The following is a 25,022-nucleotide window of genomic DNA, read 5'->3' on the forward strand; positions in this document are numbered from 1 at the left end:
TCAGTATCGGACGGGTGATTTGCGCAGAGTATCTGGGGATAATGTCCGGCACAAAAACATCCCCCAAGGTACAAAGCGAACCGGTGATCGTGTGAACCGGCGTCCCTCCGCCGACCGACGGGTCTGGTCCGTCACGACGGCCGTCCTCGTCGTCCTCATCATGGCTCTGGCCCTGCCCGGGGCGCTCTCCGCGAACGACGCCACCCTGACCCCCGACACGGCGCTCCTCAACCAGCTGTCCGCCCGGGCCCACCTGACGCTTCCGCCCTTCGCCCCGGTCACCGCTCCGGCGGAGGGCGGAAGCGCGCTGCCCCCGGGCGAGCGGGCCGCCCTCACCGAGCGGATCGCGGCCATCGACGCCGAACACGGAGCGCACTTCGGGATCGCGGTCCAGGACCTGCGCACCGGGACGACCTACAGCTACAACCCGCATCACCGGTTCCCCACCGCGAGCGTGGCCAAGCTGACCGTGCTCACCATGTTCCTCATGCAGGCCGAGGAGGAGGGCCGCGAACTCACCGCCGCAGAGCGCGCCGAGGCCGAACAGATGATCCGGTACAGCGACAACTCCGTCACCGACGGGTTCTACTCCCGGCTGGGCTTCACCGACGGCTTCGTCCGCCACGCGGGCGACCTCGGGTTCACCGGTACCGAACCCCACCCGGGCGGCAGCTGGGGCTCCACCATGACCACCCCCGCCGACCAGGTCCGCCTGTTGCGCGCCCTGTACACCGACGAAGGCCCGCTCTCCCCGCAAGACCGCGCCCACGTCCGCGGACTCATGGAGGGCGTGGCGCCCGAACAGGCCTGGGGCGTGTCCGCGGCGGCCGCTGCGGGGGACACCGTCGGGCTCAAGAACGGCTGGACCCCGAGGTCCTCCAACGGCGGCCTGTGGAACGTCAACAGCGTCGGGTACGTCAGCGGCCCCGAGCACGAGTACCTCGTGGCGGTCCTGTCCGACGGCAACCCCGACTACACCTCGGGGGTCGCCCTCCTGGAGCTGCTGGTCACCGAGGTCATCGCGGCCATCGAGGCCCCCGCCGCCCCTGATGGCGCACACTCCCACGACACCTCCGCCACCGCCCGCTAGATCGTTGACGGGGCCCCACCGGCCCACTGTCTCACCGGCCCACCGGCCCACCGGCCCACCGGCGGAACGGCGGCTGAGGAGGCGCGGATCCGTTCAGGGAGGGTTCCGGTCCCCTTTCCCCCGATGATCTTGCTACCAGGAGCGAGTTCGGCGCCGAACTCGCTCCTGGTAGCAAGATCATCGGGGGTGTGGGGGGTTTGGACGCACGGGACAGGCCGCCGGTAGCCGACGGGGTGGCCGGAACCGGCCACCCCGTCGGCTACCTCTCGCACGGCTGCCTCTCGCACGGCGGGGCCCCGTCGGAGAACTCCGACGGGGCCCCGCTCGCTGTTCCGCTGAGGGCGGGCGGCTGAGCCCGGGGCCGTTAGTCCAGAGGACCACCGGCGACGTACAGGACCTGCCCGGACACGAACCCGGCGTCCTCGCCGCTGAAGAACGCGACGGCGTTGGCGATGTCCTCCGGGTGGCCGACCCGCTGGACCGGGATCTCAGCGGACTTGAAGGCCTTCATGTCCTCGTACTTGACGCCGATCCGCTCGGCGGTGGCGCGGGTCATCGCGGTCTCGATGAACCCGGGTGCGACCGCGTTGCAGGTGATACCGAACTTGCCGAGCTCGATCGCGAGGGTCTTGGTGAAGCCCTGCAGACCCGCCTTGGCGGCCGAGTAGTTCGCCTGACCGCGGTTGCCCAGCGCCGAGGAGCTGGACAGGTTCACGATCCGGCCCCACTTGGCTTCGGTCATGTGGGCCTGGGCGGCCTTGCTCATCAGGAACGAACCACGCAGGTGGACGTTCATGACGGTGTCCCAGTCGTCGGCGGACATCTTGAACAGGAGGTTGTCCCGCAGCACCCCCGCGTTGTTCACGAGGATGGCGGGCGGGCCGAGCCGCTCGGCCACGGTGTCGACGGCGGCGGTCACCTGGTCGGCGTCGGAGACGTCACAGCCCACCGCGACGGCCTTGCCGCCGTCGGCCGTGATGCGGTCCACGACCTCCTGGGCGTCGGACTCCTTCAGGTCCAGCACGGCCACCGAGCGGCCCTCACGGGCCAGGCGCTCGGCGACCCCGGCACCGATACCGCGGGCCGCGCCGGTCACGATCGCCACACGAGGCGTTGGGGACATGGTGTTACCTCCATAATTCACGTGGTGGGCGCGAGGGAATCCTATCCGCATGCCTACCGGTCGGTACGTGCCCGGGGGGTGGTTGCGGAGCACTTTCGAAACGCTCGGGTAACGCTTTCGCGGCAGCTCGGCGATACCTCTCACCTGCGGCCCGGCAAACCTTTCGGGTTCGTGTCCCCGTTTGCCTGCACTTTGTCGAACGGTGGCTTACGATTGCCGTCTAGACCGAGATGCACGTGCATTCGGGCCGTGCACCAGCACGAGCTTTCCGCCGTTCGACGTAGTTCGGCACCGCGCGACACCGTTCGACGTCGTGCGACCCGTTCGACGGCGGACCGGAGTGCGTGGCCTCAGTGAGGAGTGAAGGGCATGGAGTGTGCGGAGGCGGTGGCGAAGCCTGTCGGTGCCTGGTGGCTCAGGGTCCTGACCCACAGCTCGCGCCGCTGGAACACACCGGTCTGCGGTGACCGGCACGACGCCGTCACGTGGACCTTCGAACCCCGCCCCAGGGCGGTGTCCGCCGCCCGCGAGATTTCCGCGGCTCTGCTCCTCGAATGGGAGATGGAGTACTTGTCCGGTGATGTCGCGGTGGTCGTTTCCGAATTGGTCACCAATGCGGTGCGGCACGGCGGGCCTCTGGTCTTGACAAGGCAGGATGAGCCCGGTATTCAGCTCTCCCTGATGCGGAGCGGTAGTGAATTCATCTGTGCCGTTCGCGACGGCGGAGATCACTTGCCCCGGAGAAGGGAAGCCGATCCGACCATGGAGGGCGGTCGAGGGCTTGCCCTGGTGAGCGCTTTCGCGCGAGAGTGGGGTGTGATTCCCACGCCGTCCGGCGGAAAGTTCGTTTGGGCGCAATTCGTGTGAGTCGATGACAGGGAGCCCGTTCTCGGGCGCCGTCCGGAGGAAGGGCCCCGGTGGGGCATCCTGCCCGGCGGTCCTGGGCGCCGGAGGGATGAACGGTATCGGCCCGTGGGCGGAACGAGGCGCTGGCTATACCGTGTACGTGTAGTGTCCTGAACGCGCGGCAATGGGGCCGGGCGACCCGATACCCTTGTTCGGAGAATGTACAGAGAGGCGGCGAAGGTGGATATCGCTCAATTGCGGCAGGGGCGTGGCCCCACCGTGCGCCGTGTGCTCCTCGGGGCGAAGCTGAGGATGTTTCGGGAGCGCGGCGGCATCACACGTGAGGCCGCAGGGGAGAGGATTCGCGCTTCCGCGTCCAAGATCAGCCGGATGGAACTCGGTCGGGTCGGTTTCAAGCTCCGTGATATCGAGGACCTGCTGGAGTTGTACAACGTCACGGACACCAAGGTCCTGGCGGAATTCCGGGAAGCCGTATCGGAATCCAACCGGCCCGGATGGTGGAAGGAGTACGGCGACTTCCTGCCCAAGTGGTTCATCCGCTACGTGGGCTTCGAGGAGGCCGCCGACCAGATCCGCATCTACGAGTCCCAGTTCATCCCCGGCCTGCTGCAGACCGAGGGGTACGCCCGTGAGATCATCTCGGGCGGATCCGAGCCGGACCCGGTGGTCGAGCAGCGCCTCCAGGCCAGACTCACCAGACAGAAGCACCTCGAGGACGTCAACAAGCGCATCTGGGTCATCCTCGACGAGGCTGCCGTGCGCCGGCCCATCGGAGGTCGGGAACGCGGCCCGGAGATCATGCCCGGCCAGCTGCGCCACCTGATCCACCTGTGCGAGAACTACAAGAACGTCACGCTGCAGATCGTCCCCTTCGAGGTGGGCGCGCACGCCGCGGAGGCCGGTTCCTTCACCGTCCTGCGCTACGACGACCACACGCTCACGGACATCGTCTGGATCGAGCGGCTCACCGACGGTGAGGTCATGGACAAGCCGACCGAGGTCGAGATCTACAGCAAGGCCATGACCAGGCTCAGCGTCTCGGCGGCCACCCCCGACGAAACCCTCTCCATGCTCAAGGACATGCTCAAGGACCTCGAAGAGGGCTGAGCGGGAACGCGGGAAGAGCCCGAGCACAGACCCGCCCAGACACCCCGCAAGCGGCGCCGTGAACCCTGACCGGCGCTGTTCTCGTGTGGGGGTGCGCGCAGAGTGAAGGGCCCCGTCAGCGGTGGACGGAGCCCCTCGTGTCGGGAAACCCGTGCGGCCTGGGAGAGGGCAAGGGTGTGGCTTACCAGGTCGCGGACGAAGCACCGACCCAGGGCGCGTCAACCGGGTGACGGGGGTGGCCAGTGGGTGTTCCACGATACGGGGCGCGGAACACGCCCCGAGGCGTGTCCGTCGGCCACTAGCCCAGCAGGTTGTCGAAGTCGCCGTCCTTGGCGCCCAGGATGAGGCAGTCGATCTCCTCCTGGGTGTAGACCAGGGCCGGGCCGGTCGGGAAGCGCGAGTTGCGTACCGCGATCGAACCGTCGTTCAGCCGGGCCATCTCGACGCAGGCGCCCTGCGAGTTGCTGCGCTTGGCCTTCTGCCAGGCGGCCTCGGTCAGTTCGGTCGCGCGGATGCCGTTGTGTGCGGTCATTTCTGCCAGCTCCTTGAGTTCTCTGAGGGGATGTGCGTGCCGATGCACTGACAGATGCACGTGCATCAGCACTGTCACTCTCACGAGCATAGCGTGACCCCGGCCACTTGTCCGGGGGTTTGGAAGGATGTAAGCGGCATGTAATCGGAGTGCGATCCGACCGCCGGGACATCCCCCTTTCCTTGCAGGTCAGGGGTGGTATGACGATCTCAGAACCGTTCTCCCGAAAAGCACTCCGTGTCGAATTCCCTGTGGTAGCGAAAGGCCCCGCCGGGGGTTCCGGCGGGGCCTGTAGCCGAAGGTGACACTGGTCCCGAAAGCACTCTCCGAATGTCTTTTCCGGGAGGGCGGGGGCTTGGAGCTTCCTGAAGGGCTGGTGCTACTCGCAGGCGAGCGCGGTGGACAGCGCGTCGAGGTTGCCGAGCATGATCGACGGGTAGTCGTCGCCGGGCGACTGGTCGGTCACGCCCTCCAACGGGTCGAGCACCTCCACCTGGGCACCGGTCTCGGCGGCGATGGTGTCCGCGGTGGCGGCGGGCATCAGCGGCTCGGTGAAGATCGTGGTGATGTCGCGCTCGTTGACGATGTCGGTGATCGCCGCGATCTGGGCGGGGGAGGGCTCGGTGTCGGGATCCACTCCGCTGACCCCGATCTGTTCCAAGCCGTACTGTTCGGTGAGGTAGGTGAAGGCGGTGTGCCCCACGACCACCTCGCGGTGCTCGCAGGAGGCCAGGCCGCTCTCGTAGGCCTCGCCGAGGGTGGCGAGCTCGGCGGTGACGCGCTCGGCGCCCTCCTGGTACTGGTCGGCGCCGTCCGGGTTCACCTCGCCCATCCGCTCGGCCAGGGCCTCGGCGGTCTCCGTCATGAGCTCGACGTCCAGCCAGAAGTGCGGGTCGTAGTCGCCGTGGTCGTGGTCGTGCCCGTCCTCCTCGGCGTGCTCGTCGTCCTCGTCCTCGTGGCCGTGGTCGTGGTCATGACCGTGGTCGTCGTCCTCATCGTGCCCGTGCGCACCCGTCGCGGGACGGAGCTCGACGATGTCGGCGACGTTGAGCGCGGTCTCGGCGGCCTCCTGGTCGACGGCCTCGTCCACGGCGGGCTGCAGGCCCTCGACGTAGAAGGCGATGTCGGCCTCGCTGACCTCGGCGATCTGTCGGCCGGTCAGCTCCAGGTCGTGCGGCTCGGCGCCCGGCTCGGTGAGCTGGACGACAGCGACGCTGTCCCCGCCGATCTCCTGGGCCAGCCACTCCAGGGGGTAGACGCCGGTGACGAGGGTCAGGGCCGCCTCGGCGGGCGGGGCCGCGGCGTCGTCGGTCACTTCTTCGTCGGTTCCGCAGCCGGCGGCGATCATGAGTGTGGCTGCCCCGAGGGCGGCAGCTCGCACGATGGGAGTTCTCATGACCCCCATCATCGGGACAATGAAAACGGTTGTCAATTTATCGGTTTTGACCGTGATGCCCTGACCTGCCAGGAAGGGGGCGGGAGGCCCCCGGAACCCGTCCGGTACCGCCCTGCCCGCTTGCGCCCCGTCTCGGTCAGCTGCTCTCGGCGAACCGCTCCACGTCCTTCGTGCGACCGGCCACCACGATCACGTCTCCCTTGTGCAGCACGGTCTCCTCCGTCGCGTAGGTGAAGGACGCCCCCACCCGTTTCACCGACACCACGGTGATCCCGAAGCGCTGCCTGACCTTCGTCTCCCTGAGGGAGCGTCCGATCAGGGTCTGGGGGGCCTTGGTCTTGATCAGCGAGAACCCCTCCTCCAGTTCCACGTAGTCGAGCATGCGCCCGGATACCAGGTGGGCCACGCGCTCACCCATGTCGTGTTCGGGCAGAACGACATGGTGGGCGCCGACCTGTTCGAGGATCCGGCCGTGCCGTCGGCTGGTGGCCTTGGCCCAGATGTCCTTGACCCCCAGATCGACCAGTTGCGAGGTGGTGAGGATGCTCTCCTCCAGATGGGTCCCGATGGCGACCACGGCCCTGCTGAACTGGGCGGCGCCGATCTGTCGCAGGGCCTCGTCATCGGTGGAGTCGGCGATCACGGTGTGGGTCAGCGACTCCCCGAAGATCTGGACGACCCGGGGGCTGGAGTCCACCCCCAGGACCTCCCAGCCGTGGTGGACCAGCTCCAGGGCCAGCGAGCTGCCGAACCGGCCGAGCCCGATGACCAGGATGCGTTTGTCGGAGAGCTTGTTGTCTTGCGGCACTGGTTGCTACCTCTTGCTAACTCGTGTGCGGGACCGGCCTCAGCCGATCATCGGGCGGGCTTCGGGCAGGTCGTAACGGCGCTTGCGCTCGCGGAAGGCCAGCGCGGTCGCGAAGGTGACCGGGCCGATGCGCCCCGCGATCATGAGGAACGAGAGCGTCAGTTGCGCCCAAGGCTCCAGATCGGCTGTGATTCCGGTGGAGAGGCCTACCACGCCCACGGCCGACACCACCTCGAAGAGCGTCTGCATGAAGGTGAACGGGGTGGTGTGCAGGAAGAAGACCGTGGTGAACGCCACCACGGTCATCGACAGGAAGGTCAGGCTCAGCGACTGGCGGATCACGTCCGGGGCGAGCCTGCGGCCGAACACGTGCACTCTGGTGTGGGCTCTGGCCTCGGACCACACCACGAGGAAGAGCACGGCGAGCGTCGCGACCTTGATCCCGCCCGCGGTTCCCGCGCTGCCGTTGCCCACGAACATCATCATGATCGTCAGGAACAGCGTGGAGTCGTACATCGCGCCGGTCTCGGTGACGTTGAAGCCGCCGCTGCGCGGCATGACCCCGTGGAAGAAGCCGTCGGAGACCTTGGCCCACCAGTGCAGTTCACCGAGGGTCCTCGGGTTGTTCCACTCCATGAGGATGATCAGGAACGCGGTCACACCGAAGAGCAGGGCGCTGGTGATGACGGTGATCTTGGTGTGCAGCCCCCATTGCTGCGGGGTCCGCCAGTGGTGGCGCATCTCCAGGAGGACGGGGAAGCCGATCCCGCCGAGGATGACGGCCATCGCCACCGTGAACAGGATGATCCCGTCGCCGGAGAACTGGGTGAGGCTGTCGTCGTACAGGGAGAGCCCCGCGTTGTTGAACGCGGACACGGAGTGGAAGAGCCCCGAGTACAGCGCCTCGCCCAGCCCCAGGCCGTGCCCCAACCACATCCGCGGCGTGATGATCAGGAACACCACCGCCTCGATCGTGAGGCAGACGATGACGACCCGGCCCACGAGACTGCGGACGTCCCCGACCGCCTGGGCCCGGTTCTCCGCCTGCACGTTGAGCTGCATGCGCAGACTGAAGCGGTGGATGAGGGCGGCGCCCAGGAGCGAGGCCAGCGTCATGATGCCGATCCCGCCCACCTGGATGAGCGCCAGTACCACGAGCTGTCCGAAGAGGGACAGGTCGTGGCCGATGGAGATCACGGTGAGCCCGCACACGGCGAGTGACGTGGTCGAGGTGAAGGTCGCCTCGACGAAGGTCAGCTGCTCCTCACCACTCGTCGCGGCAGGCGTCATGAGCAGGCCCGCGCCCAGGAAGTCGACCAGCACGAACATCAGCAGGAAGGCTCGGGCGGGCTTGCCCCACGTGGTGCGGTGCTTCTGCAGGGGCGGCAGGTCCTTGCGCCTGCCGAGGGGGACCCGGGCATTGATCCAGAGGGACCTCACCCGTTCGAGTACTGCCACCAACACCCGGGTCCTCGACTGCCTGGGCGCGGTGGATTTCCACCACATGATCCCGTGCTCACCTGTCGTCACTAGCTGGGGCCTCACACAACCCGCGCAATTCTGCCAGATGAGAGGGCCGACCGAGCTGACGCTCGACTGCGCCCGGACTCAGGGGTGTCGGGCCCCTTCGTGGTCGGCGTGGCCCGGCGGCTCCAGCTGGAGCGTGGAGTGCTCCACGTCGAAGTGCCCGGTCAGGCACTCGTGCAGTTCGTCGAGCATCCTCCCGCTGTCGCGCAGGTCCTCCTCGGCGACCACCACGTGCGCGGACATCACCGGGACCCCGGACGTGATGGTCCAGGCGTGCAGGTCGTGCACGTCGATCACCGCCGGGTGGCCCATGAGGTGTTCGCGGACCTGGTTCAGGTCCATCCCCTTGGGCGTGGCCTCCAAGAGGATGTGCACGGCCTCCTTCAACAGCGACCACGCGCGGGGCACGATGATCGCGGCGATACCCAGCGAGACCAGGGTGTCCGCCTGTTGCCAGCCGGTGAGCCACACGATCAGGCCGCCCGCGATGACACCGACAGAGGCCAGCGCGTCGCTCATCACCTCCAGGTAGGCGCCCTTGACGTTGAGGCTCTCCTTGGCCCCCGAGCGCAGGATGAGCAGCGCCGCGATGTTCATCACCAGGCCGAAGGACGCGACGACCACCATCCCGAGCCCGGAGACCGCGGCGGGTTCACGGAGTCGGTCGACGGCCTCCATCACGATGAAGGCGCACAGCGCGAACAGCACGATCGCGTTGACCGCGGCGGCGAGGATCTCGGCTCTTTGGAATCCGAAGGTGCGTTTGCTGGTGGCGGGCCGGGCGGCGATCCACACCGCGGCCAGCGCCAGGGCGACCCCGAAGGAGTCGGTCACGGTGTGCCCGGCGTCGGCGAGCAGGGCCAGGCTGCCGCTGAAGACGGCTCCGGCGACCTGCACGGCAGCGACGAGGAGCATCATGCCCAGCACCAGCGCCAGCTTCCTGCTGTTGGCGGCCCCGGCGGTGATCGGGCCGTGGTCGTGTCCCGCGCCCATGGGTTCCCTCCTCGGTTCTGGGTGCAGCGACGGCACCGCGAGCAATAGTTCAGCCTTTACTGTTTATACAGCGAGGGCTGTCTATACAGCAAACGATGTACAATGATTTTCATGTTGACCTCAGAGCAGCGCCTCTCCGCGATCCAGCGCCTGGGCCGCGCCCTGTCCGACCCCACCCGGTGCCGCCTTCTGCTCGCCCTGCTGGAGGGCCCGGACTACCCGGCCGGGCTCGCCGACCGCCTCGAACTCACCAGGCAGAACGTCTCCAACCACCTCGCCTGCCTGCGCGACTGCGGACTGGTCCGCACCCAGGCCCGCGGACGCCAGGTCAGCTACGAACTCGTCGACGCCTCCCTCGCCCATGCCCTGGAGGACCTGCTCGGTGTCGTCTGGGGCACCACGCAGCCCCACGAGCCCTCGGGGCCCCAGTCCTCCGAAGGCCAGCCCGCCGAGCCCCGGAAGTAATCCTCGACAGGCAACCAGGGGAACAGGCCTCGGCCGCCTGAGTCGCCGCGCCGCGCCGGTCCGAAGCCGCCACTGGCATCCGGGGTCCACGGCCCCCGGTCTCACTTTCCGGATGGCCGGAATCAGCCATGTGATGTCCGTTACAGGCCGTGGCTGGTTCGAGAGTGTGAAGGCCCACCTCAGCCGGGGGAATCTCCGACTTCGGGAGAACGTCCCTAACTTTGGTCGGGTGGAACCCTGACAGAAGGCTGACATGTCCCTGAGAGATCCCTGAACCGGGGCGGGGTGGCGCAACTTCCGATATAACGCGTCGTATGGTGAGTGGTGCGCCCGGCGGATGCGCGCCCTTCGACGGGGCCCCGCGCCACGCGGATGAACACCTTGCGTCCCCCACACCACAACCTCGCGGATCGGCACCGAGACCGAGCCAGTGAGTGCGCGCTCGACGACGAACGCCGCACATCCCGGTCCGGCCGTCCCACACACGGCGAGCTAGGAGCGAGCACCTCTCATGTCCAGACAGGCCTCGACGGCCCCCGGCGCGGAGCACCCCCTTCCCGGGGCCTTCGCCCACCAGGCGGAAGGGACGAACGCGTGAACCGGCTATCGGTCATGTCGCTCGGAAACCGGGCGCTGGTCCTCCTCATCACCTTGGCCGTCCTGCTCTTCGGCGTGCTCGCCGCGGTGTCGTCCAAGCGCGAGCTCTTCCCCGAGTTCTCCCTCCCGATGGTGATGGTCTCCGGCCAGTACAACGGCGCGACCCCCCAGGTGGTCGAGGGACAGGTCACCGAACCCCTCGAGCAGGCCCTCCAGGGGGTCGAGGGCATCAACACGATCTCCTCCACCTCCAGTACCGGCTCGGCGCAGATCATGGCGGAGTTCGACTACGGCCGCGACCAGGACGCCCTGGTCCGCGAGACCCAGGTCGCCGTCGACCAGATCTCCGGGATGCTCCCCGACGACGTCACCACCTCCGTCATGGCCATGAGCACGGACATGATGCCGGTGATGATGCTGGCCGCCAGCACCGAGAACGGCGATCAGCAGGCGATGGCCTCCTCGATCGAGAACGTCCTCATCCCCGAGCTGGAGTCGGTCCCGGGCGTCCGCTCGGCCAACCTGATCGGAGTTCCCGGCGAGCGGGTCGAGGTCACCCCGGACGAGGACGAGCTCGCCGACGCCGGCGTCACCACCCAGGACGTCTCCGACGCGCTGGAGTCCAGCGGCCTGCTCATGGCCGGCGGCACCATCGACGAGGACGGCCGCAGCCTGAGCGTCACCACCGGTGACCAGCTCACCACCCTCGATCAGATCGAGGACGTGTGGGTGCGGCCCTCGCAGGGCGTCGACCAGTCGGCCGCCGTGCCCGGCGCCCCGCCCGCCCCGGAGCCCTCCCCGGTCCAGCTCTCCGAGGTCGCCGACGTCGAGATGGTGACCGAGGAGTCCTCCTCCATCGCGCGCCTGGACGGAAACCCCAGCGTCGCGCTCATGGTCATGGCGACCCCCGACGGCAACACCGTCGAGATCTCCGACGGGGTCCAGGACGTGCTCGACGAGCGGTCCGACCTGCTCGGCGACGACATCAACCTGTCCGTCGTCTTCGACCAGGCGCCCTTCATCAACGACTCGATCACCGACATGTTCGAGGCCGGCGGCTACGGTCTGGCCGCGGCGGTCATCGTGATCCTGGTCTTCATGCTCTCCATCCGCTCCACCCTGGTGGTCGCGGTGTCCATCCCGGTGTCGGTCCTGGTGGCCTTCATCGGTATCCAGGCCTTCGGGTTCACCCTGAACCTGCTCACCCTCGCGGCGATCACCATCGCGATCGGCCGGGTGGTGGACGACTCCATCGTGGTGCTGGAGAACATCCGCAGGCACATGGACTACGGCAAGGAACGGATGACCGCCGCCAAGGACGGTGTCCGCGAGGTCGCCACCGCCGTGGCCTCCTCCTCCCTGGCCACCATCGCCGTGTTCCTGCCGCTGGCCTTCGTCGGCGGCATGGTCGGCGAGATCTTCATGCCGTTCGCCGTGACCAGCAGCCTCGCCCTCGGGGGTTCGCTGCTCGTCGCCCTGACCATCACCCCGGTCCTGTGCTACTGGTTCCTGCGGCCCGCCGAGGTCGGCGACGCCCCCCGCGAGGAGGTCCAGCGCAAGGCCCGTGAGCGCGAGATGCGCGCTCCGCTCCAGCGCGCCTACCTGCCGGTCATCCGCTGGATCACCACCAAGCGCAAGACCGCCACGGTCCTCACCCTGGCCGCGTCGGTACTCATCTTCGTCGGCACCCTCGCGATGGCCGCCAACTCCGAGACGGACTGGCTGGGCGAGGCCGAGGAGAACACCTACACGGTCATCCAGGAGCTCGATCCGGGCATGTCCCTGGAGGCCGCGGACGCCGAGGCCGTCAAGGTCGAGGAAGCCCTGGCCGGGATGGCCTGGATCGACACCTACCAGGTCAACATCGGCGGCAACCCGCTGATGGGCGGAGGCGGCGACCAGATCGACTACACGATCACCGCCGACCCCGACACCGACCAGCTCCGCAACCGCGACGTCCTGCGCGACACCTTCGCCGACCTCGACACCGAGTACGAGCCCCGCCTGGACTCCACCGGCGGCATGGGCGGAGCCGGCATCGAGGTCCGCGTGACCGCCGAGGACCAGGCGACCCTGGCCGAGGCGGCCGGGATGATCGAGGAGGAGCTGCGCGGGATCGACGGCGCGGACGATGTCACCAGCGGCATCTCCGCTTCGCAGCCCGCGCTCGAGGTGCACGTCGACGGTGAGGAGGCCGCCGAGTTCGGTCTCGACGAGGCGATGGTCGGCCAGACGGTCGCCGCGGCCTTCAACGGCCGCAGCGTCGGCAACGCCACCATCGACGACATCCGCCGCGACGTCGTCGTCCTGGTCCAGGACGCCCCGCAGACCGTGGCCGAGCTGGAGGAACTGCCGATCCTCACGCCCGCCGGGCAGGAGATCGAACTCGCCGAGGTCGCCGAGGTCACCGAGGTCCAGCAGCCGCCGGAGCTCACCCGCATCGACGGCGTCACCAGCACCACGGTGTCGGCCAACCCGACCGCCTCCGACCTCGGCGCGGTCAGCATGGAGATCACCACGGCCCTGGACGGCATGGACCTGCCCTCGGGCGCCACCGCCAGCCTCGGCGGGGTCAGCCAGGACCAGACCGAGGGCTTCGCCCAGCTGGGTCTGGCGCTGCTCGCCGCGATCATCATCTGCTACCTGATCATGGTCGCGACGTTCAAGAGCCTGATGCAGCCGCTCATGCTGCTCATATCGGTCCCGTTCGCGGCCACCGGTTCGCTGGGCCTGCTGATGCTGACCGGTACCCCGATCGGCGCCGCGGCCCTGATCGGCATGGTGATGCTCATCGGCATCGTGATCACCAACGCCATCGTGCTGATGGACCTGATCAACCAGAACCAGAAGAAGGGGATGGAACTCAGCCCGGCCATCGTGGAGGGAGCCAGGCACCGCCTGCGCCCCATCCTGATGACAGCCGCCGGTACCATCGCCGCGCTGATCCCGATGGCCACGGGGCTGGCAGGCGGAGGAGCGTTCATCTCCGCCCCTGTCGCCCTCGTGGTGATCGGCGGTCTGGTCACCTCGACCCTGCTCACCCTGATCCTGGTCCCGGTCCTCTACCAGCTGGTGGAGGTGCGCCGCCACAGGCGCGAGGTCAAGGCGGCCGCCCGCTACGAGCGCCGCCGAGCCAAGCTCCGGGCCAAGGCCGCCAGCAACGGCAGCACCGCCGAGGGCGGGGCCGGAGAGGTGCCGGAGAAGAAGGAGGGCGCCGACTCCGAGGAGCCCGCCGAGGAGCCCGCCAACAAGTAGGCCCCACAACCGTATGGGAGGGGGCGCCCCGCACCGGAGGTCTCCGTGCGGGGCGCCCTTCGTCGTGCCGACGGCTCAGGAGTTACCCCGGGGGCGCTGAGGAGGTCAGTGCCTGTCCCGCACCGGGTTCGGTGCCGGGTCCTCTCCACGGGGTCCGGGCCGCACGGCCGGAGTCCGGGTGAAGAAGAAGGACAGGGGGAGGGCGATCACGACGGGGGAGTAGAACAGGCCGATCGACGCGCCGGTGATGACCACCAGCACCGTCACCAGGGCGGCGCACATCCACACCGCTGGGCGCAGGTAATGCGGCGGTACCGCGAGGGGGACAGCGGCCACGAGGGTGGCCAGGCCGCCCCAGAGCGCCACCGGGCCGGGCTGGCCGGTGAGGAGCATCAGCGGCAGCGTCGCGGTCAGTGCGAGCGCGGGCGCGGTGAGCAGGGGCGTCCGTCCGCTGTGGATTGGTCGCATCGTCGCTTTCCCATCGGGTCGGCAGTAGTGACACGCCCGGGCGCGGGGGTGGGCGAGATGATCGGAAAGGGCTGTGAAACAGGGGATTCCGGACCCTTCCTCTGTGTCACCGGGATGTCGATTTGTGCTATCTGTCCATAAAGAGCAGAAAGCGCAGGTCAAGCCCTTTTTTCGAAGATTTTGCCATCACGCCGCCATCACTTTGTAACCCTGCTTCGTGAACGTCCGGTTGAGGACCTTGATGGCGTTGCTGGTAGACCCCTGGAGGAGGTGCCAGTAGACACGTTCTGTAGTTGCCGAGTTCCGGTGGCCCAGGATCTTGGCCACCTGGGGGAGCGACAACTGGGCTTCCTGAATCGCCCGTGACGCGAACGCGTGCCGCAGCCAGTGGAACGTGAACTCATCCGGGAGCTCCGCTGCTCCCACACCGTCACGGAAGTCCTGATAGAACATCGTTAGGTTGGCATAGGGCCCGAGCTTACCCGGGCACAACTGACCGGTCTCCGGCGTACTGTACCGGCCGATGTGGTCATCCAGCTTCTCCCGCAGGTAGTCCGTCACGGGGATGTCCCGGTACTGGTGAGCCTTCCGGCGCTTGAGGGGCACCAAGGTATTCACGTCCTTCACCTGCCGGTTGATGCGCAGGACGGCACCTTCGTCGGTCTCGATGATCTGGTCTCGGCGTACCGCCAGGGACTCACCGATACGGAGCCCGCCAGCGTAACCGAGGTACACAGCGATCTGCCAGGGCCCGAAGATCCGGCTGGCCAGGATGTCCACCTGTTCCAGCGTGGGGGAGACGAAGACCCGGGACTCCACGTGTTCAGGGAGCTGGACACCAGCACAAGGGCTGCTCTCGACAATCTTGCTCGCCTTGAGGTCCTTGAAGACAGCGGCAACGGCGATGTAGATCGAGGCGACCGTGTTCGCGGCATACCCCTCCTCGATCTTCCCAGCGACCAGCGACTTGACGTGCTCCCGCGTGACCTCCGTCTCCTGAAGTGCTCCGAAGGAAGTCCCGCCCAGGTCGAACCCGTAGATATGGGTTCGCAGGTTGCTTCGGTAGCTGATCGTGGTGCTATCCGGCCCCACCCGCTGCTCAAGAAACTTCTCGGCTGCCTCTTGGAAGCTCCGCCCCTTTCTTCGGGGCGCCTTCACGACCTCTTGGACCGCGTGAGCACCCTCGACCTTCGCCGCCCAGCGGTTGGCGGCACCCCAATGGTCCCCGTCGTAGTCCTTCTTCTTGAAGGTCAGGGTCTGGAGCTTCGATCCTCGACCGCCGTTGCGCCACTGCACCGTGGCGGAGTGATCACACTTCTTCCAGACGCGGATCTTCTTCTTCTCGTCGCTGAGGCCCTTGGCGCAGGGGCAGCGCTTGAATACCGAGGCCATCAGACGACCGTGTTCCGGGTGAGGTAGTCCTCCACCGAGCGCTCACGGAAGCGCAGGTGCTTGCCAACACGGATTCCCTTGAGCCCCCACGACTTCCAGCAGGCGTAAACCGTCTTCTTCGGAACGGCGAGGTACTCGGAAACATCCTCAGGGGTCATGAGGCGGTTCGATCCTCCGAGCGACACGGTCTCTCACTTTCTAGTCAGGATGTGGAGCTTCCCCGATGGGCGGGGGAGCGGCTTGGTTCTTCTCGAACGGTGTCTCGCCGAAGTCCGCGAGGTGCCGGACCGCACGCTCCACGTCGACGTAGGGGGCGATGCCCGCCGGACGTGAGTGGAGGTGGAAGTCCAGCAGTTGACGACGCAGTGTCTCCGGGTCTCGGGAGGCCCCTGGGGGCCACTGCCCGTCAACCCACCGCCAGGCGTCATGTGCCGCGACCTCACCGAGGCCCGTCACCTCGACCTCGCCCGCCGCAGTCGGCGGAAGCAGGAACGCGCTGGGGGACACCTTCAACGCTGCGGCCAGAGCCATGAGGTCGTCGGTATCGACCCGGCGCTTGCCGTGCTCGATTCTGGTGACGGCTCCCGCAGTGAACGGGCGGTCATGCTCCTCAGTGAGTAGCTCGGCCAGCTTGGTGGTGCTGAGCCCTCGCGCGGCGCGTAGGCGCTTGAGGTTGGCAGCCACCTGCTGCCCTGTGGGTCCGAGCTCGTTCGCTCGGCGGCCTTGATTCGGGTTCTCGCTCATCTTGAGAGTGTCCCAGCCCAACATGGTGGCCACGGCGTACCTCCTTCCTGCTTATTAGTTCTCAATCATCATGGTTGCATCTTAACTCATCTTGATAGAAGCTGAAGCCAAGAAAGAAGGGGTGCCATGGCACCCCCGCACCTAACAGATGGCCCCGGAACAGCGCTGCAACGCCGCACCAGGGCCTACTCGAACCCTGAGACCGCAGGAAACGAGCATGAACGATCGTATCGTCGCCGCCCTCGAAGCGGCCACCACAATCCCCTGGTGGGACCTCACCCCCGCCCTCACGGGGGTAGCTCTCATCGCCCTCCTCCTCATCCGCTTCATCGCCTCTGCGGTACGCGCCATCCGAGACCTATCGGAGGAGAAGCGCGACACCACCATCCAACTCCTCCTCACCATCGGCTTCCTCGTGGTGGTCGGCGCACTCGTCGCCGAAGGCATCATCGGATTTGCCCGCGACGAGATGGGCCTCGGCCCCGTCCTCAGCGTCGCCGTGTTCATCGGCATCGACGGCGTCGCCGGATTCTTCGCGCACACCGCCTACCGGTGGGCCAAGGTCGGAGGCAGGGCCTTGTTCCCCCGGGCGATGGTCATCCTCATCATCGCCGGGTCCGCCTGGTTCCAATGGATTCACGCAGCCGACCTCGCCTTGGCCGCGCAAGTCGCCCGAGCCGGGATGCCACTCATCGCCGCCCTACTCCTGGAAACCCTCCTCGTCTCCCGCAGGAAGACGTGGAAGCAGGCCCAGACGACTCTCGGAACCTCCGTTCCCCGAGCGCGGTGGCTGTGGGACCCCATCGGTTCCGCCGGTATCACCCGACGCCAGCAGCTCTGGGCCGTGCCGGACTGGGAGGACGCCCTCGAACTCCACATGATCCGGATGGAAGCGATCCAGCGCCTGCGCCGCGAGTTCGGCCCCTTCTGGGCGTGGAAGGTACCCGCAACTGTCTCGGTCCGTCTCCGCAAGGGATTCCGAGTGTCCGAGGCCGCCGACATGGTGGACGACATCATCACCGAACACCAGGAGCAGGAACCGCAGGCCAAGGAAGAAGCCCTGGAGCAGATCATCCCCCCGGCAGTAAGCATTCAGAAGGCGTTGGGGACTGCGGAGGGTAGATGGCCTTAGCTGGTCAGGCGGAGGCGGGGATGGGCGGCATCCACAACTGTCCGGTGAACGCCCGGCGCAGCGCTTCGAACGCGCTCACCCCGTGCTTGCGGGCCGAGTCGATGTAGGAACGCACCCCGAGCCAGGCCGCCGCCCCCTGACGGGACTGGTGGCAACCGGAGATCTTCACCTGGGTCTTGAGGGGTCTGAGCGCTCTTTCGGCGAGGTTGTTGGTGAAGGGCACCAGGTGGGGCCGGTCGGAGAAGCCCAACACCTGCTCGGCCCGCTCCCGCAGACGCTCGAGCAGGTTGCGGGCCGGTGATTGCTTCCTTCCTTGGGCCCGGGGATGGCAGGACAGCCCGACCGCGATGCCGTGGTGGAACAACTCCCCTTGGGCCAGGAGCACCCCGGCGGGGATGTGCTCGGCCTGGCCGCAGCGCACACGCCCCGCCTCGCGGGCCAAGGTGGCCAGCGCGGACCGGATCTGACGGTGCCAGTGCTGGCCGGGGTGGTCCTGTTCGGCAGCGGTGAGCTCGCGGATCAGGTGCGCCCCGCACAGCTGGTGGGCGCACGTGTAACCCGAGTACAAGGCCAAGGAGTCGTGCACCAGGGTGCCGGTAAAGCCCGGCAGTACCCCCAACGTGTTCGCCCCGGCTCGTGAACGCGGAGCTAGACCCAGCAGGGTCAGGTGCTCGTTGCAGGCCACATGCAACCAGCACCGTTGGTCCTTGATGCGGGTGGTGGTCTCATCGGCGTGCAGCACGTGGGCCAGGGTGAGCAACGCCCGGATCAGGTTGAGGCTGTCGCTGACCAGAGCATGGGCCTCGCCCAGTAGATGCGACACCCATCCGGTGGAGACCTTCGCGCCGGTCAGGTCGTTGATGAGCTGTGCGGTGCGCTCCACCGGGATGTGCTGGAACACGAGCAGGTAGACGGCCAGGGTGCGCAGGTGGGGGCCGTAGGAGGAAGGGGAGGCGGCCAGTTCCTGGGGCATCGCTGCTTGGGTGATGCTTCCGCACTGGCACGCGCAGGTGTGGGCGCGGTGCTCACTCACCTGCACCGTGACCAGGGGGATGTCGCGGACCTGACGGCGCTGGTAGCCAATGGAGGAGGCCGGGTCCAGCTCGGCGTGGCACCCGGTGCAGGTGGCGGGCAGATGGTCGTGGACCTGGTCGGGGTTTTCGACCATAGGCAGTCCGAAGCCTTCAGCGCCTGGTTGGCGTCCGCGTTTGCGGGCGCTCTTCTTGGCGGGTGCGCGTTCGGGCTTGTCGAACAGGTCCGAGGAGGGTGGCAGGGAGGAGTTGCCGGAGTTGCGTCCCAGGCGGCGTTCGAGCTGCGCGACCCGGGTGGTCAGACGCGCGTTGTCGGCTCGGAGCTGTTCGTTCTCGGCCTTGAGGCGGGTGATCTCTTCGGTCTGCTGGGCCAGGTGCTGGCGCAGGGCGGTGTTTTGTTCGTGGAGCACACCGATCAGCGCGAGCAGGTCCTCACGCGAGGCGGTCTCCAGTCCCGACGGCATGGTGGACATCGTGCCTGGTCCAGTGTCGCCCTGTCAGGCGAACCCAGCAACTGAATGCTTACCCCCGGCACGTAACCCTCTTGTGTTCGAGAAGGCCGTGAAGGCCGAACTCGAAGCGATCCGTAGCGACTCGCTGCGATACTCCGAACGGGACTTGTGCAGCGCTTACGGCGTGCCTGAGACGAACCGCCGGTGGGCGAAGGCGGTCCGGAAGGAAGCGGACCGCCGCTACACGGAAACCGCATCACAGGTCGCTCACGAACCCCTCCCAGCCTGAGGACTACATCATGGGGGCTCAGACCGGATGGTCTGGGCCCCATTTGAATACACCCCATACCGAGAAAGCCCGCCCTATTCTGTGACTGTCGAGATCGCAGAAAGGGTGGGCCTTTTGCATACCCAGGATAGCCCCTCCAGCGCTAAGCGCTGGGAGATCGGCCGCACCATCAAAGAGCTCCGCCAAGCCCTGGACCTATCCCAGGCCCGGCTCGCTAACCTGCTCGCAAACGCGGGTGGAGCAACGGTCGATCGCAGCCACATCAGCAGGTGGGAGAACGGCCGCTGCGCCCCTTCTCCGTACTGGCTGCGCCACCTCGCCGTTGTTCTACAAGTGCCGATGGAGCTGCTCACCATGGACCGACGAAACTTTTTGACCCACGCAGCCGGTACCGCCATCGCCCCCGTCGTCGCCTCCGACCTGCTCAGCTCCGGCTTTGACGCCGCCTTGCGCAGCGCCGCACCCTCAGCTGAGGAGTGGGAGGCCAAGGTGGTCGAGTACGGCAAGGCGTACATGGTCGAAGGCGCCGCCGAGATCCAAAAACGTCTGGCCGCCGACCTTCTCGTGCTTCAGCAGCAGGTCGAGGATCCGCACTCCTGGTCCGTCGCCGCCCGGTTGGCGACCCTGTACGCCAAAACGTTCCCAGGCTCGGATGGAGTCAAAGCCGTCACCTGGTACCGGTACGCCGCCAGGTTCGCCGACCGCTCCGAGGAAGACCAGGTACGGGTGTGGGTGCGTGGCCGGGCCGCCATCGCGCTCGGGTACGAAGGGGCTGCGCTGGGGGTGGCCGATCTTCTGAGCCAGCAAGCACTCGCGGTCGACGAGCGGCCCTCGCTGGGTGTGGTCAACGCGGTCATGGGCCAGGCCCACGTTGCCGCGCTGCGCGGCGACCACGACCGCGCTCTGGAGCTCGTGGAGGACGGACGTCGTGCGTTCGACTCTGCCGGGTCCGATGACGCCCCCTCCGACTACGCGGTGCCCTGGTGGAGGTTCAACGTCTTCATCTCACTGTTGGCCGCGCGGCTGGGTGATGAGCGTCTGGCCGATGAGGCCCAGGCCGAAGCGGCTCGGCACCTGCCCGACAGCTTGCCGCGATTCAAGACCCACTTGGAGATGCACCGCGGTCTGATGCTCGCCCGTCAAGGAGACCCCTCTGGTTCTGACCTGGCCCAGAGTGCGCTGGACCAACTACCCCCAGAGAAGCACTCCCTGACGTTGCGGCTGTTGATGGAGGAGATCCAGGCCGCAGCGGCGTGAATGACACCCCAGATGGCACTCCCCCTAAGCAGGCCACCCGCCTAGTGTGAAACACATCACCTAGGAGGCTTCATGGGCGCGCACTCCCCAACACACGGGTGCACCGCCTCATGGGCCCCGACCACGACCAGCCAGGACACCGTTTAGCAGCGATGCCCTGGCCTTTTTGTTCTTCCATCACGGAGAGTTCATGCCTACCGACCCGTCGACGCTACCCCGCTCACCCTCGGACCTGGTCGGGTTGGCCCTCATCCTCCCCTCTCATGAAGCCTCCGAGGAGGTCGCCCACATCCGAAGCCTGCTCACAAAGGCATTGCAGGAAAACGTGGCCCACACCCCTCCCACACAACACCCCGCCCTGACTGTGCTCACCCCCGCACCGGAAGGCCCCCATGGACAGGACCCACACCCCTCATGATCTGAACACACCACCGCCTACTGCCCCGGGCGGCTTCCTCGTCTCGCTCGATGGCCCCTCCGGGGTCGGTAAGACCACAACCACCCAGCAGTTGCACGACTTGCTCGCTGCTGCGGGCCACCGAACGGTCCTTGAGACGCAACCCTCCAGCTCCCCCATCGGGGCACTCGCACGGCACAGCACGCACACCATCCACGGCCTTGCGCTCACGTGCCTGATGGCAGCCGACCGCTACCACCACCTGACGACCACACTCCTTCCTCACCTGGCCGCTGGCCGGGTCGTGGTGTGTGACCGCTACACCCCGACCGCGTTCGTCCTGGACCAGCTCGACGGCGCTGAAACCGAGTTCATCGCGTCCCTGTACCGGTACGCGCGTCCCGCCGACCTGTTCGTGTTCTTGACTGCCTCGCCCCGGGTGTGTGTTGACCGGGCCCGTAGCCGTGGCAGCAACTACAGCCGCTTCCACCACACCGACACCCGGTCGGCTGAGCGTGAGCAGGCCCTGTTCGCCGAGACCGCGCAGCGCTACCAACGTGCGGGACTGCCTGTGCTGGAGCTTTCCACACAAGCCTTGGCAACACAGGAGGTTGCGGCCCACATCGCCGAGAGGGTCCGCGCGGAGCTTGTTGCTCGCCATGCCGGAAGGGGGCGGGTGGCATGAAACTGGTGCTGCTCTACCCCGAGGTGTACGACATGGCCCGGTACAAGGAAGGGCGCCGGGAGTTCCCTCCGTTCGGGGTGCTCTACCTGGCGTCCGTGGTCGAGCAGGCCGGGCACGAGGTCGCCATCGAGCGCGTCACCCCCGAGCACACCGCTCTGGATCTGACCGGCTATGACGCAGTCGGGTTCAGCCTCGCCTCCTCGGCCACCTACGGGCTGATGCTCCAGGCCCGCCGCGAAGCACGCATCGACCCTCGCGCGCTGGTGATGGTCGGCGGGGTCCACTGCAACTTCTACCCCGAGGAGTCCCTGGCGGACTTCGACGCGCATGTGGCTGCGGTTGGAGAAGCCGAGGAGACCATCCTGGAATTGCTTGACCACGCTCAAGATCGTGACTTCACCAGTGTGGCTGGTGTGGTCTTCCCTCGCGAGGACCACCCGGTTCGTACCCCACCGAGGGTGTTGATGCGCGACATCGACCGGCTCCCCGATCCAGCCCGACACCTGCTACCCACCGAGGATTTCGTGCTCTCCGACCGGCTGGCCGGTACCGACACGCTCATGGCCCACACCATGTTCAGTCGCGGCTGCCCCTTTCCTTGCAGCTTCTGCGCGGTCGCCCAACGGCGTATGCAGTACCGGGGCGGTACCTCGGCCCGCGCCGAGCTGGTGCACCTGATCGAGGCCTACGGCATCGAGGGCTTCGCCATCGTCGACGACAACTTCATCGTCAACAAGAACCGTGTCGCTGATATCTGCACCAACATCACCGACCTGGGGCTGCGCTGGTCAGCGCTCTCGCGGGTGGACACCGTGGACCAGCCGCTGTTGGACACGATGGCCGCGGCCGGGTGCATCGAGGTCAAGTACGGGCTGGAGTCGGGCAGCGAGCGCCTGCTCAAAGCGATGCGCAAGAACACCACCCAGGACAAGATCCGGCGCGCGGTCCACATGAGCGCGGCCGCAGGAATCCAGGCCAAGGCCTTCATCATCCACGGCTACCCAGGGGAGAACACCGAGACCACCCGGGAGACCATCACGCTGCTGCGCGAGCTAAGGCCCAAGCTGGGCCGGGTGTCGCTGTTCCGATTCGTGCCCCTACCCGGGACCGAGGTGTACAACAACGCCTTGCTGCACCGTGTACACGGCACCCACCTCCAACCAGGTTTCGACGGCGACTGGGAGAGGTTCCACATCCACCACAACGACCGCCACTGGTGGGGGTCCGAAGCCGACTGGGAGGAGACCCAGCGCTCCTACATCGAGCTCAGGGACTTCGTCGAAGCCGAATGGGGGCCTCAAGGATGACCGTTCCCGCCGACCGGAAAGGAGGAGGCTGTTAGCCTCCCGCCCATGACCCCCGAACTCGCGCCCCTGATCGTGGACTCCCACCTGCTCTCCGACAGTGAGGCGTCCCGGCTGTGGCAATGGGTGCTGGCCCGTCAAGGGCTGGCACCCCACGCCCGGCTCGGGTCGGTCGAGGAAACCGCCGACCTCGCCCTGGGGTTGCACGCCGCGCGGCTGCCGTCCCCGTTCCAGACTGTCGCCGCGCGGCTCGATGACCCAGCGCAGGTGCTGCGGCTCCTGGCCCCGGCTGGGCGGCGCGACCTGGTGACGGTGCGGTGTATGCGCAAGACCCTGCACACCCTGCCCCTGCCCCTGGCCTCGGCCGCCCACGCCGCCACCCGCCACTTCCGAGAACGGGACGCGCTGCGCGCCATGCTCAACGCCCAGGCTCCTGAAGCCGATGTCGTCACGGCCACCGCTGACCTCGCCGGCCTGCTTGAGCAGGACGGCCCCACCGGGCACCGGGACATCGAGAAACGCCTGGCCGCGCACGGTCACGCCGTGCCTGTGGTGCGGGTGGCGCTCAAACTCGCGTGGGAGCGCGGCATCCTCACCTATGCCAACACCTCACCGGTGTGGAACCGCGAACGACGCACCTTCGACCTGACCGCCCGCGCCTACCCCCGTTGGGATACCGACATGAGCCGGGAGCGAGGAGCCGAACAGTTGATGGTCGTCTACCTGGACCGGTACGGGCCGGTGAGTATGCGCGACGCCACCTGGTGGTCTGCGTTGTCGCGCCGGGATGTGGGGCAGGCATGGCTGCGAGCGGGTGTGAAGCTGGTCGAACTACAGGTGCCGTCGTGGTCGCCGCACCCGATGGTGATGGCCGCGGACCGGTTCACCGAGTTCACCCAAGCCGAGGCACAGGAGAGCGGCGTGCACCTGCTGGCACACGAGGACGTCGCGCTCAAGGCCTACTTCGAGACCCGCCGCCGCTACCTCGGCCCGCTGCCAGCACCCAAGGCGTTCAACCAGATCGGGGAGGTGCGGCCGACCGTGATGATCGACGGTCAGGTCGTCGGAACGTGGGCATGGGACAACAGGGATCTCCGAATACGCCACCAGATCGCGCGCGGGATGGCCTCCGCGAGCGCCCATTCTCGGGTGCGCACAGCTGCACGAAGGACGAGCGCGCTCCTGCGTGCTGGTCTAGATCACACATCGGCCGCGAGCTGACCCGTTCACCTCCTCTCGCACACGTCTCGCTGGTAGCGTCCGTGCTCACACACCCCGAGAAGGGAACCCGCATGGAGCCGCTACCCGAACGCCCGCTCACCCTGGCCCAGATCCAGGATTACGTGGCGAAGATGGAGGTCGAGAGGGGGTTCTCCGACAGCACCTTGGTTGAGCAGACCCTGAAACTCGCGGAGGAGACCGGAGAGGTCTGCAAGGCCGTGCGCAAACAGGCCGCGCTCAGTGTGGACCCCACCAGCACGGTCGGTGGTCTGGGTGAGGAACTGGCCGACGTACTGATCTACCTCGCCGCGATCGCGAATCGAAGCGGCATCGACCTCAGCCAGGCGCTGCGCGACAAGGAAGCGGTCAACGAGAATCGCACCTGGGCCTAGGGGAACCGCCTGCACTGCCCTGGAAGGTCAGGCCTGACCAGACAGGCAGGCTTCGTATGCCTCCAGGGCCTCCGGTGTGTTCAGCGGGGAGGGCACCCAGGTCGCCTCGACCTCGGTCTCGCCGCGCTGGATCTTGATCTCCTCCTCGGTGAGGTACTCCTCCGGGATGTCGAACTCGCCGTCACGAGCGCCCAGGACGAAGGCCTCCCACTCGGCGGGGGTGAAGAAGAGCGTGCCCTTCTCCGGGGACTTGCCGTCGCGCACCGCGCGGAAGCCGTCGTCGAACTCGGCGACCTCCACGATCGCCTCGGAGTCCGGGTTGGACAAGGAGGAGCGCATCCACACCGCGTGCGTGGTGTCGTGCCACTTCTCATTTCCCATGGCTTCGGGCGGGATTTTTTGGCTGGTGTTGGTCACCATGAGCCTCCTTGTGTCGTCGTCTGAGCGGGGTAGCCTTGCCGAGTGCGCATGCACCGGCCCCCGCCAACTCACCTGGCG

General features: G+C 67.3%; 24 protein-coding genes. 12 read left to right on the top strand and 12 right to left on the bottom strand.

Going from position 1 to position 25,022, the window contains the following annotated elements; genetic code table 11:
• The first annotated feature begins 91 nt into the window (after positions 1-91).
• A complete protein-coding gene (locus HNR07_RS33520; RefSeq protein WP_184370902.1) occupies positions 92-1,090 on the top strand; it encodes a serine hydrolase in 999 nt (332 codons plus the stop codon).
• Between the two features lie 197 nt (positions 1,091-1,287).
• Positions 1,288-1,443, top strand: a complete 156-nt coding sequence (locus tag HNR07_RS33525) for a hypothetical protein (protein WP_184370905.1) — start codon at positions 1,288-1,290, stop codon at positions 1,441-1,443.
• Between the two features lie 11 nt (positions 1,444-1,454).
• On the opposite strand, the gene fabG is transcribed toward HNR07_RS33525, so the two are convergent.
• Positions 1,455-2,213 carry a 3-oxoacyl-ACP reductase FabG gene (gene fabG / locus HNR07_RS33530; protein WP_184370908.1) on the bottom strand — a complete coding sequence of 253 codons (759 nt, stop codon included), beginning with the start codon at positions 2,211-2,213 and terminating at the stop codon, positions 1,455-1,457.
• Between the two features lie 369 nt (positions 2,214-2,582).
• Between fabG and HNR07_RS33535 the strand changes: the two genes are divergently transcribed.
• Entirely contained in the window at positions 2,583-3,080 is a 498-nt protein-coding gene (locus HNR07_RS33535) for an ATP-binding protein (RefSeq protein WP_184370911.1), read from the top strand.
• A gap of 267 nt (positions 3,081-3,347) precedes the next feature.
• Positions 3,348-4,187 (top strand): helix-turn-helix domain-containing protein, encoded by an 840-nt coding sequence (locus HNR07_RS33540; protein ID WP_184373058.1) that lies wholly within the window; start codon positions 3,348-3,350, stop codon positions 4,185-4,187.
• 298 nt (positions 4,188-4,485) lie between these two features.
• Here HNR07_RS33540 and HNR07_RS33545 read toward each other — a convergent pair whose 3' ends face one another.
• From HNR07_RS33545 to HNR07_RS33565, 5 genes are all read right to left on the bottom strand, one after another.
• On the bottom strand, positions 4,486-4,719 hold the full coding sequence (locus tag HNR07_RS33545) for a DUF397 domain-containing protein (RefSeq protein WP_017581987.1): 234 nt from the start codon (positions 4,717-4,719) through the stop codon (positions 4,486-4,488).
• 379 nt (positions 4,720-5,098) lie between these two features.
• On the bottom strand, positions 5,099-6,115 hold the full coding sequence (locus tag HNR07_RS33550; RefSeq protein WP_184370914.1) for a metal ABC transporter substrate-binding protein: 1,017 nt from the start codon (positions 6,113-6,115) through the stop codon (positions 5,099-5,101).
• A 136-nt stretch (positions 6,116-6,251) separates the two neighbouring features.
• The gene (locus HNR07_RS33555; protein ID WP_017581989.1) at positions 6,252-6,923 is read right to left on the bottom strand and encodes a potassium channel family protein; all 672 of its coding nucleotides are present in this window, start codon (positions 6,921-6,923) and stop codon (positions 6,252-6,254) included.
• 39 nt (positions 6,924-6,962) lie between these two features.
• Positions 6,963-8,387 (bottom strand): TrkH family potassium uptake protein, encoded by a 1,425-nt coding sequence (locus HNR07_RS33560; protein WP_376769985.1) that lies wholly within the window; start codon positions 8,385-8,387, stop codon positions 6,963-6,965.
• A gap of 144 nt (positions 8,388-8,531) precedes the next feature.
• Complete coding sequence (locus HNR07_RS33565) at positions 8,532-9,443, bottom strand: cation diffusion facilitator family transporter (protein ID WP_184370917.1); 912 nt, start codon at positions 9,441-9,443, stop codon at positions 8,532-8,534.
• A gap of 102 nt (positions 9,444-9,545) precedes the next feature.
• Between HNR07_RS33565 and cmtR the strand changes: the two genes are divergently transcribed.
• Positions 9,546-9,908: a Cd(II)/Pb(II)-sensing metalloregulatory transcriptional regulator CmtR gene (cmtR, locus tag HNR07_RS33570; RefSeq protein WP_184370920.1), complete on the top strand. Its 363-nt coding sequence runs from the start codon at positions 9,546-9,548 to the stop codon at positions 9,906-9,908.
• Positions 9,909-10,520: 612 nt separating this feature from the next.
• Positions 10,521-13,760, top strand: a complete 3,240-nt coding sequence (locus HNR07_RS33575; protein WP_184370923.1) for an efflux RND transporter permease subunit — start codon at positions 10,521-10,523, stop codon at positions 13,758-13,760.
• Positions 13,761-13,865: 105 nt separating this feature from the next.
• On the opposite strand, the gene HNR07_RS33580 is transcribed toward HNR07_RS33575, so the two are convergent.
• From HNR07_RS33580 to HNR07_RS33595, 4 genes are all read right to left on the bottom strand, one after another.
• Positions 13,866-14,228 (bottom strand): hypothetical protein, encoded by a 363-nt coding sequence (locus HNR07_RS33580; protein WP_184370926.1) that lies wholly within the window; start codon positions 14,226-14,228, stop codon positions 13,866-13,868.
• 186 nt (positions 14,229-14,414) lie between these two features.
• Positions 14,415-15,620 carry a tyrosine-type recombinase/integrase gene (locus HNR07_RS33585; protein ID WP_184370929.1) on the bottom strand — a complete coding sequence of 402 codons (1,206 nt, stop codon included), beginning with the start codon at positions 15,618-15,620 and terminating at the stop codon, positions 14,415-14,417.
• Positions 15,620-15,778, bottom strand: a complete 159-nt coding sequence (locus HNR07_RS33590) for a helix-turn-helix domain-containing protein (protein ID WP_184370932.1) — start codon at positions 15,776-15,778, stop codon at positions 15,620-15,622. The genes HNR07_RS33585 and HNR07_RS33590 overlap by 1 nt, the downstream gene beginning before the upstream one ends.
• Positions 15,779-15,818: 40 nt before the next feature.
• Positions 15,819-16,388, bottom strand: coding sequence for a helix-turn-helix domain-containing protein (locus tag HNR07_RS33595; RefSeq protein WP_246421420.1), 570 nt, complete (start codon positions 16,386-16,388; stop codon positions 15,819-15,821).
• Positions 16,389-16,581: 193 nt separating this feature from the next.
• On the opposite strand from HNR07_RS33595, the gene HNR07_RS33600 reads away from it, so the two are divergent.
• Positions 16,582-17,496: a DUF2637 domain-containing protein gene (locus HNR07_RS33600; RefSeq protein WP_184370935.1), complete on the top strand. Its 915-nt coding sequence runs from the start codon at positions 16,582-16,584 to the stop codon at positions 17,494-17,496.
• 4 nt (positions 17,497-17,500) lie between these two features.
• On the opposite strand, the gene tnpC is transcribed toward HNR07_RS33600, so the two are convergent.
• Positions 17,501-19,000, bottom strand: coding sequence for an IS66 family transposase (tnpC, locus tag HNR07_RS33605; protein ID WP_221318653.1), 1,500 nt, complete (start codon positions 18,998-19,000; stop codon positions 17,501-17,503).
• 373 nt (positions 19,001-19,373) lie between these two features.
• Here tnpC and HNR07_RS33610 point away from each other — a divergent pair, with 373 nt between their 5' ends.
• From HNR07_RS33610 to HNR07_RS33630, 5 genes are all read left to right on the top strand, one after another.
• Positions 19,374-20,525 carry a helix-turn-helix transcriptional regulator gene (locus HNR07_RS33610; RefSeq protein ID WP_312894047.1) on the top strand — a complete coding sequence of 384 codons (1,152 nt, stop codon included), beginning with the start codon at positions 19,374-19,376 and terminating at the stop codon, positions 20,523-20,525.
• Between the two features lie 392 nt (positions 20,526-20,917).
• A complete protein-coding gene (locus tag HNR07_RS33615; RefSeq protein ID WP_184370941.1) occupies positions 20,918-21,607 on the top strand; it encodes a dTMP kinase in 690 nt (229 codons plus the stop codon).
• Positions 21,604-22,914, top strand: a complete 1,311-nt coding sequence (locus HNR07_RS33620; protein ID WP_184370944.1) for a B12-binding domain-containing radical SAM protein — start codon at positions 21,604-21,606, stop codon at positions 22,912-22,914. Before HNR07_RS33615 ends, HNR07_RS33620 begins: the two co-directional genes overlap by 4 nt.
• Before the next feature lie 45 nt (positions 22,915-22,959).
• Positions 22,960-24,132 carry a DNA glycosylase AlkZ-like family protein gene (locus tag HNR07_RS33625; RefSeq protein WP_184370947.1) on the top strand — a complete coding sequence of 391 codons (1,173 nt, stop codon included), beginning with the start codon at positions 22,960-22,962 and terminating at the stop codon, positions 24,130-24,132.
• Between the two features lie 71 nt (positions 24,133-24,203).
• Entirely contained in the window at positions 24,204-24,524 is a 321-nt protein-coding gene (locus HNR07_RS33630) for a MazG nucleotide pyrophosphohydrolase domain-containing protein (protein ID WP_184370950.1), read from the top strand.
• Positions 24,525-24,551: 27 nt separating this feature from the next.
• On the opposite strand, the gene HNR07_RS33635 is transcribed toward HNR07_RS33630, so the two are convergent.
• Entirely contained in the window at positions 24,552-24,944 is a 393-nt protein-coding gene (locus HNR07_RS33635) for a DUF397 domain-containing protein (RefSeq protein ID WP_184370953.1), read from the bottom strand.
• Positions 24,945-25,022: the final 78 nt, after the last annotated feature.

It is taken from the genome of Nocardiopsis metallicus (assembly GCF_014201115.1).
Lineage (GTDB): Bacteria > Actinomycetota > Actinomycetes > Streptosporangiales > Streptosporangiaceae > Nocardiopsis > Nocardiopsis metallicus.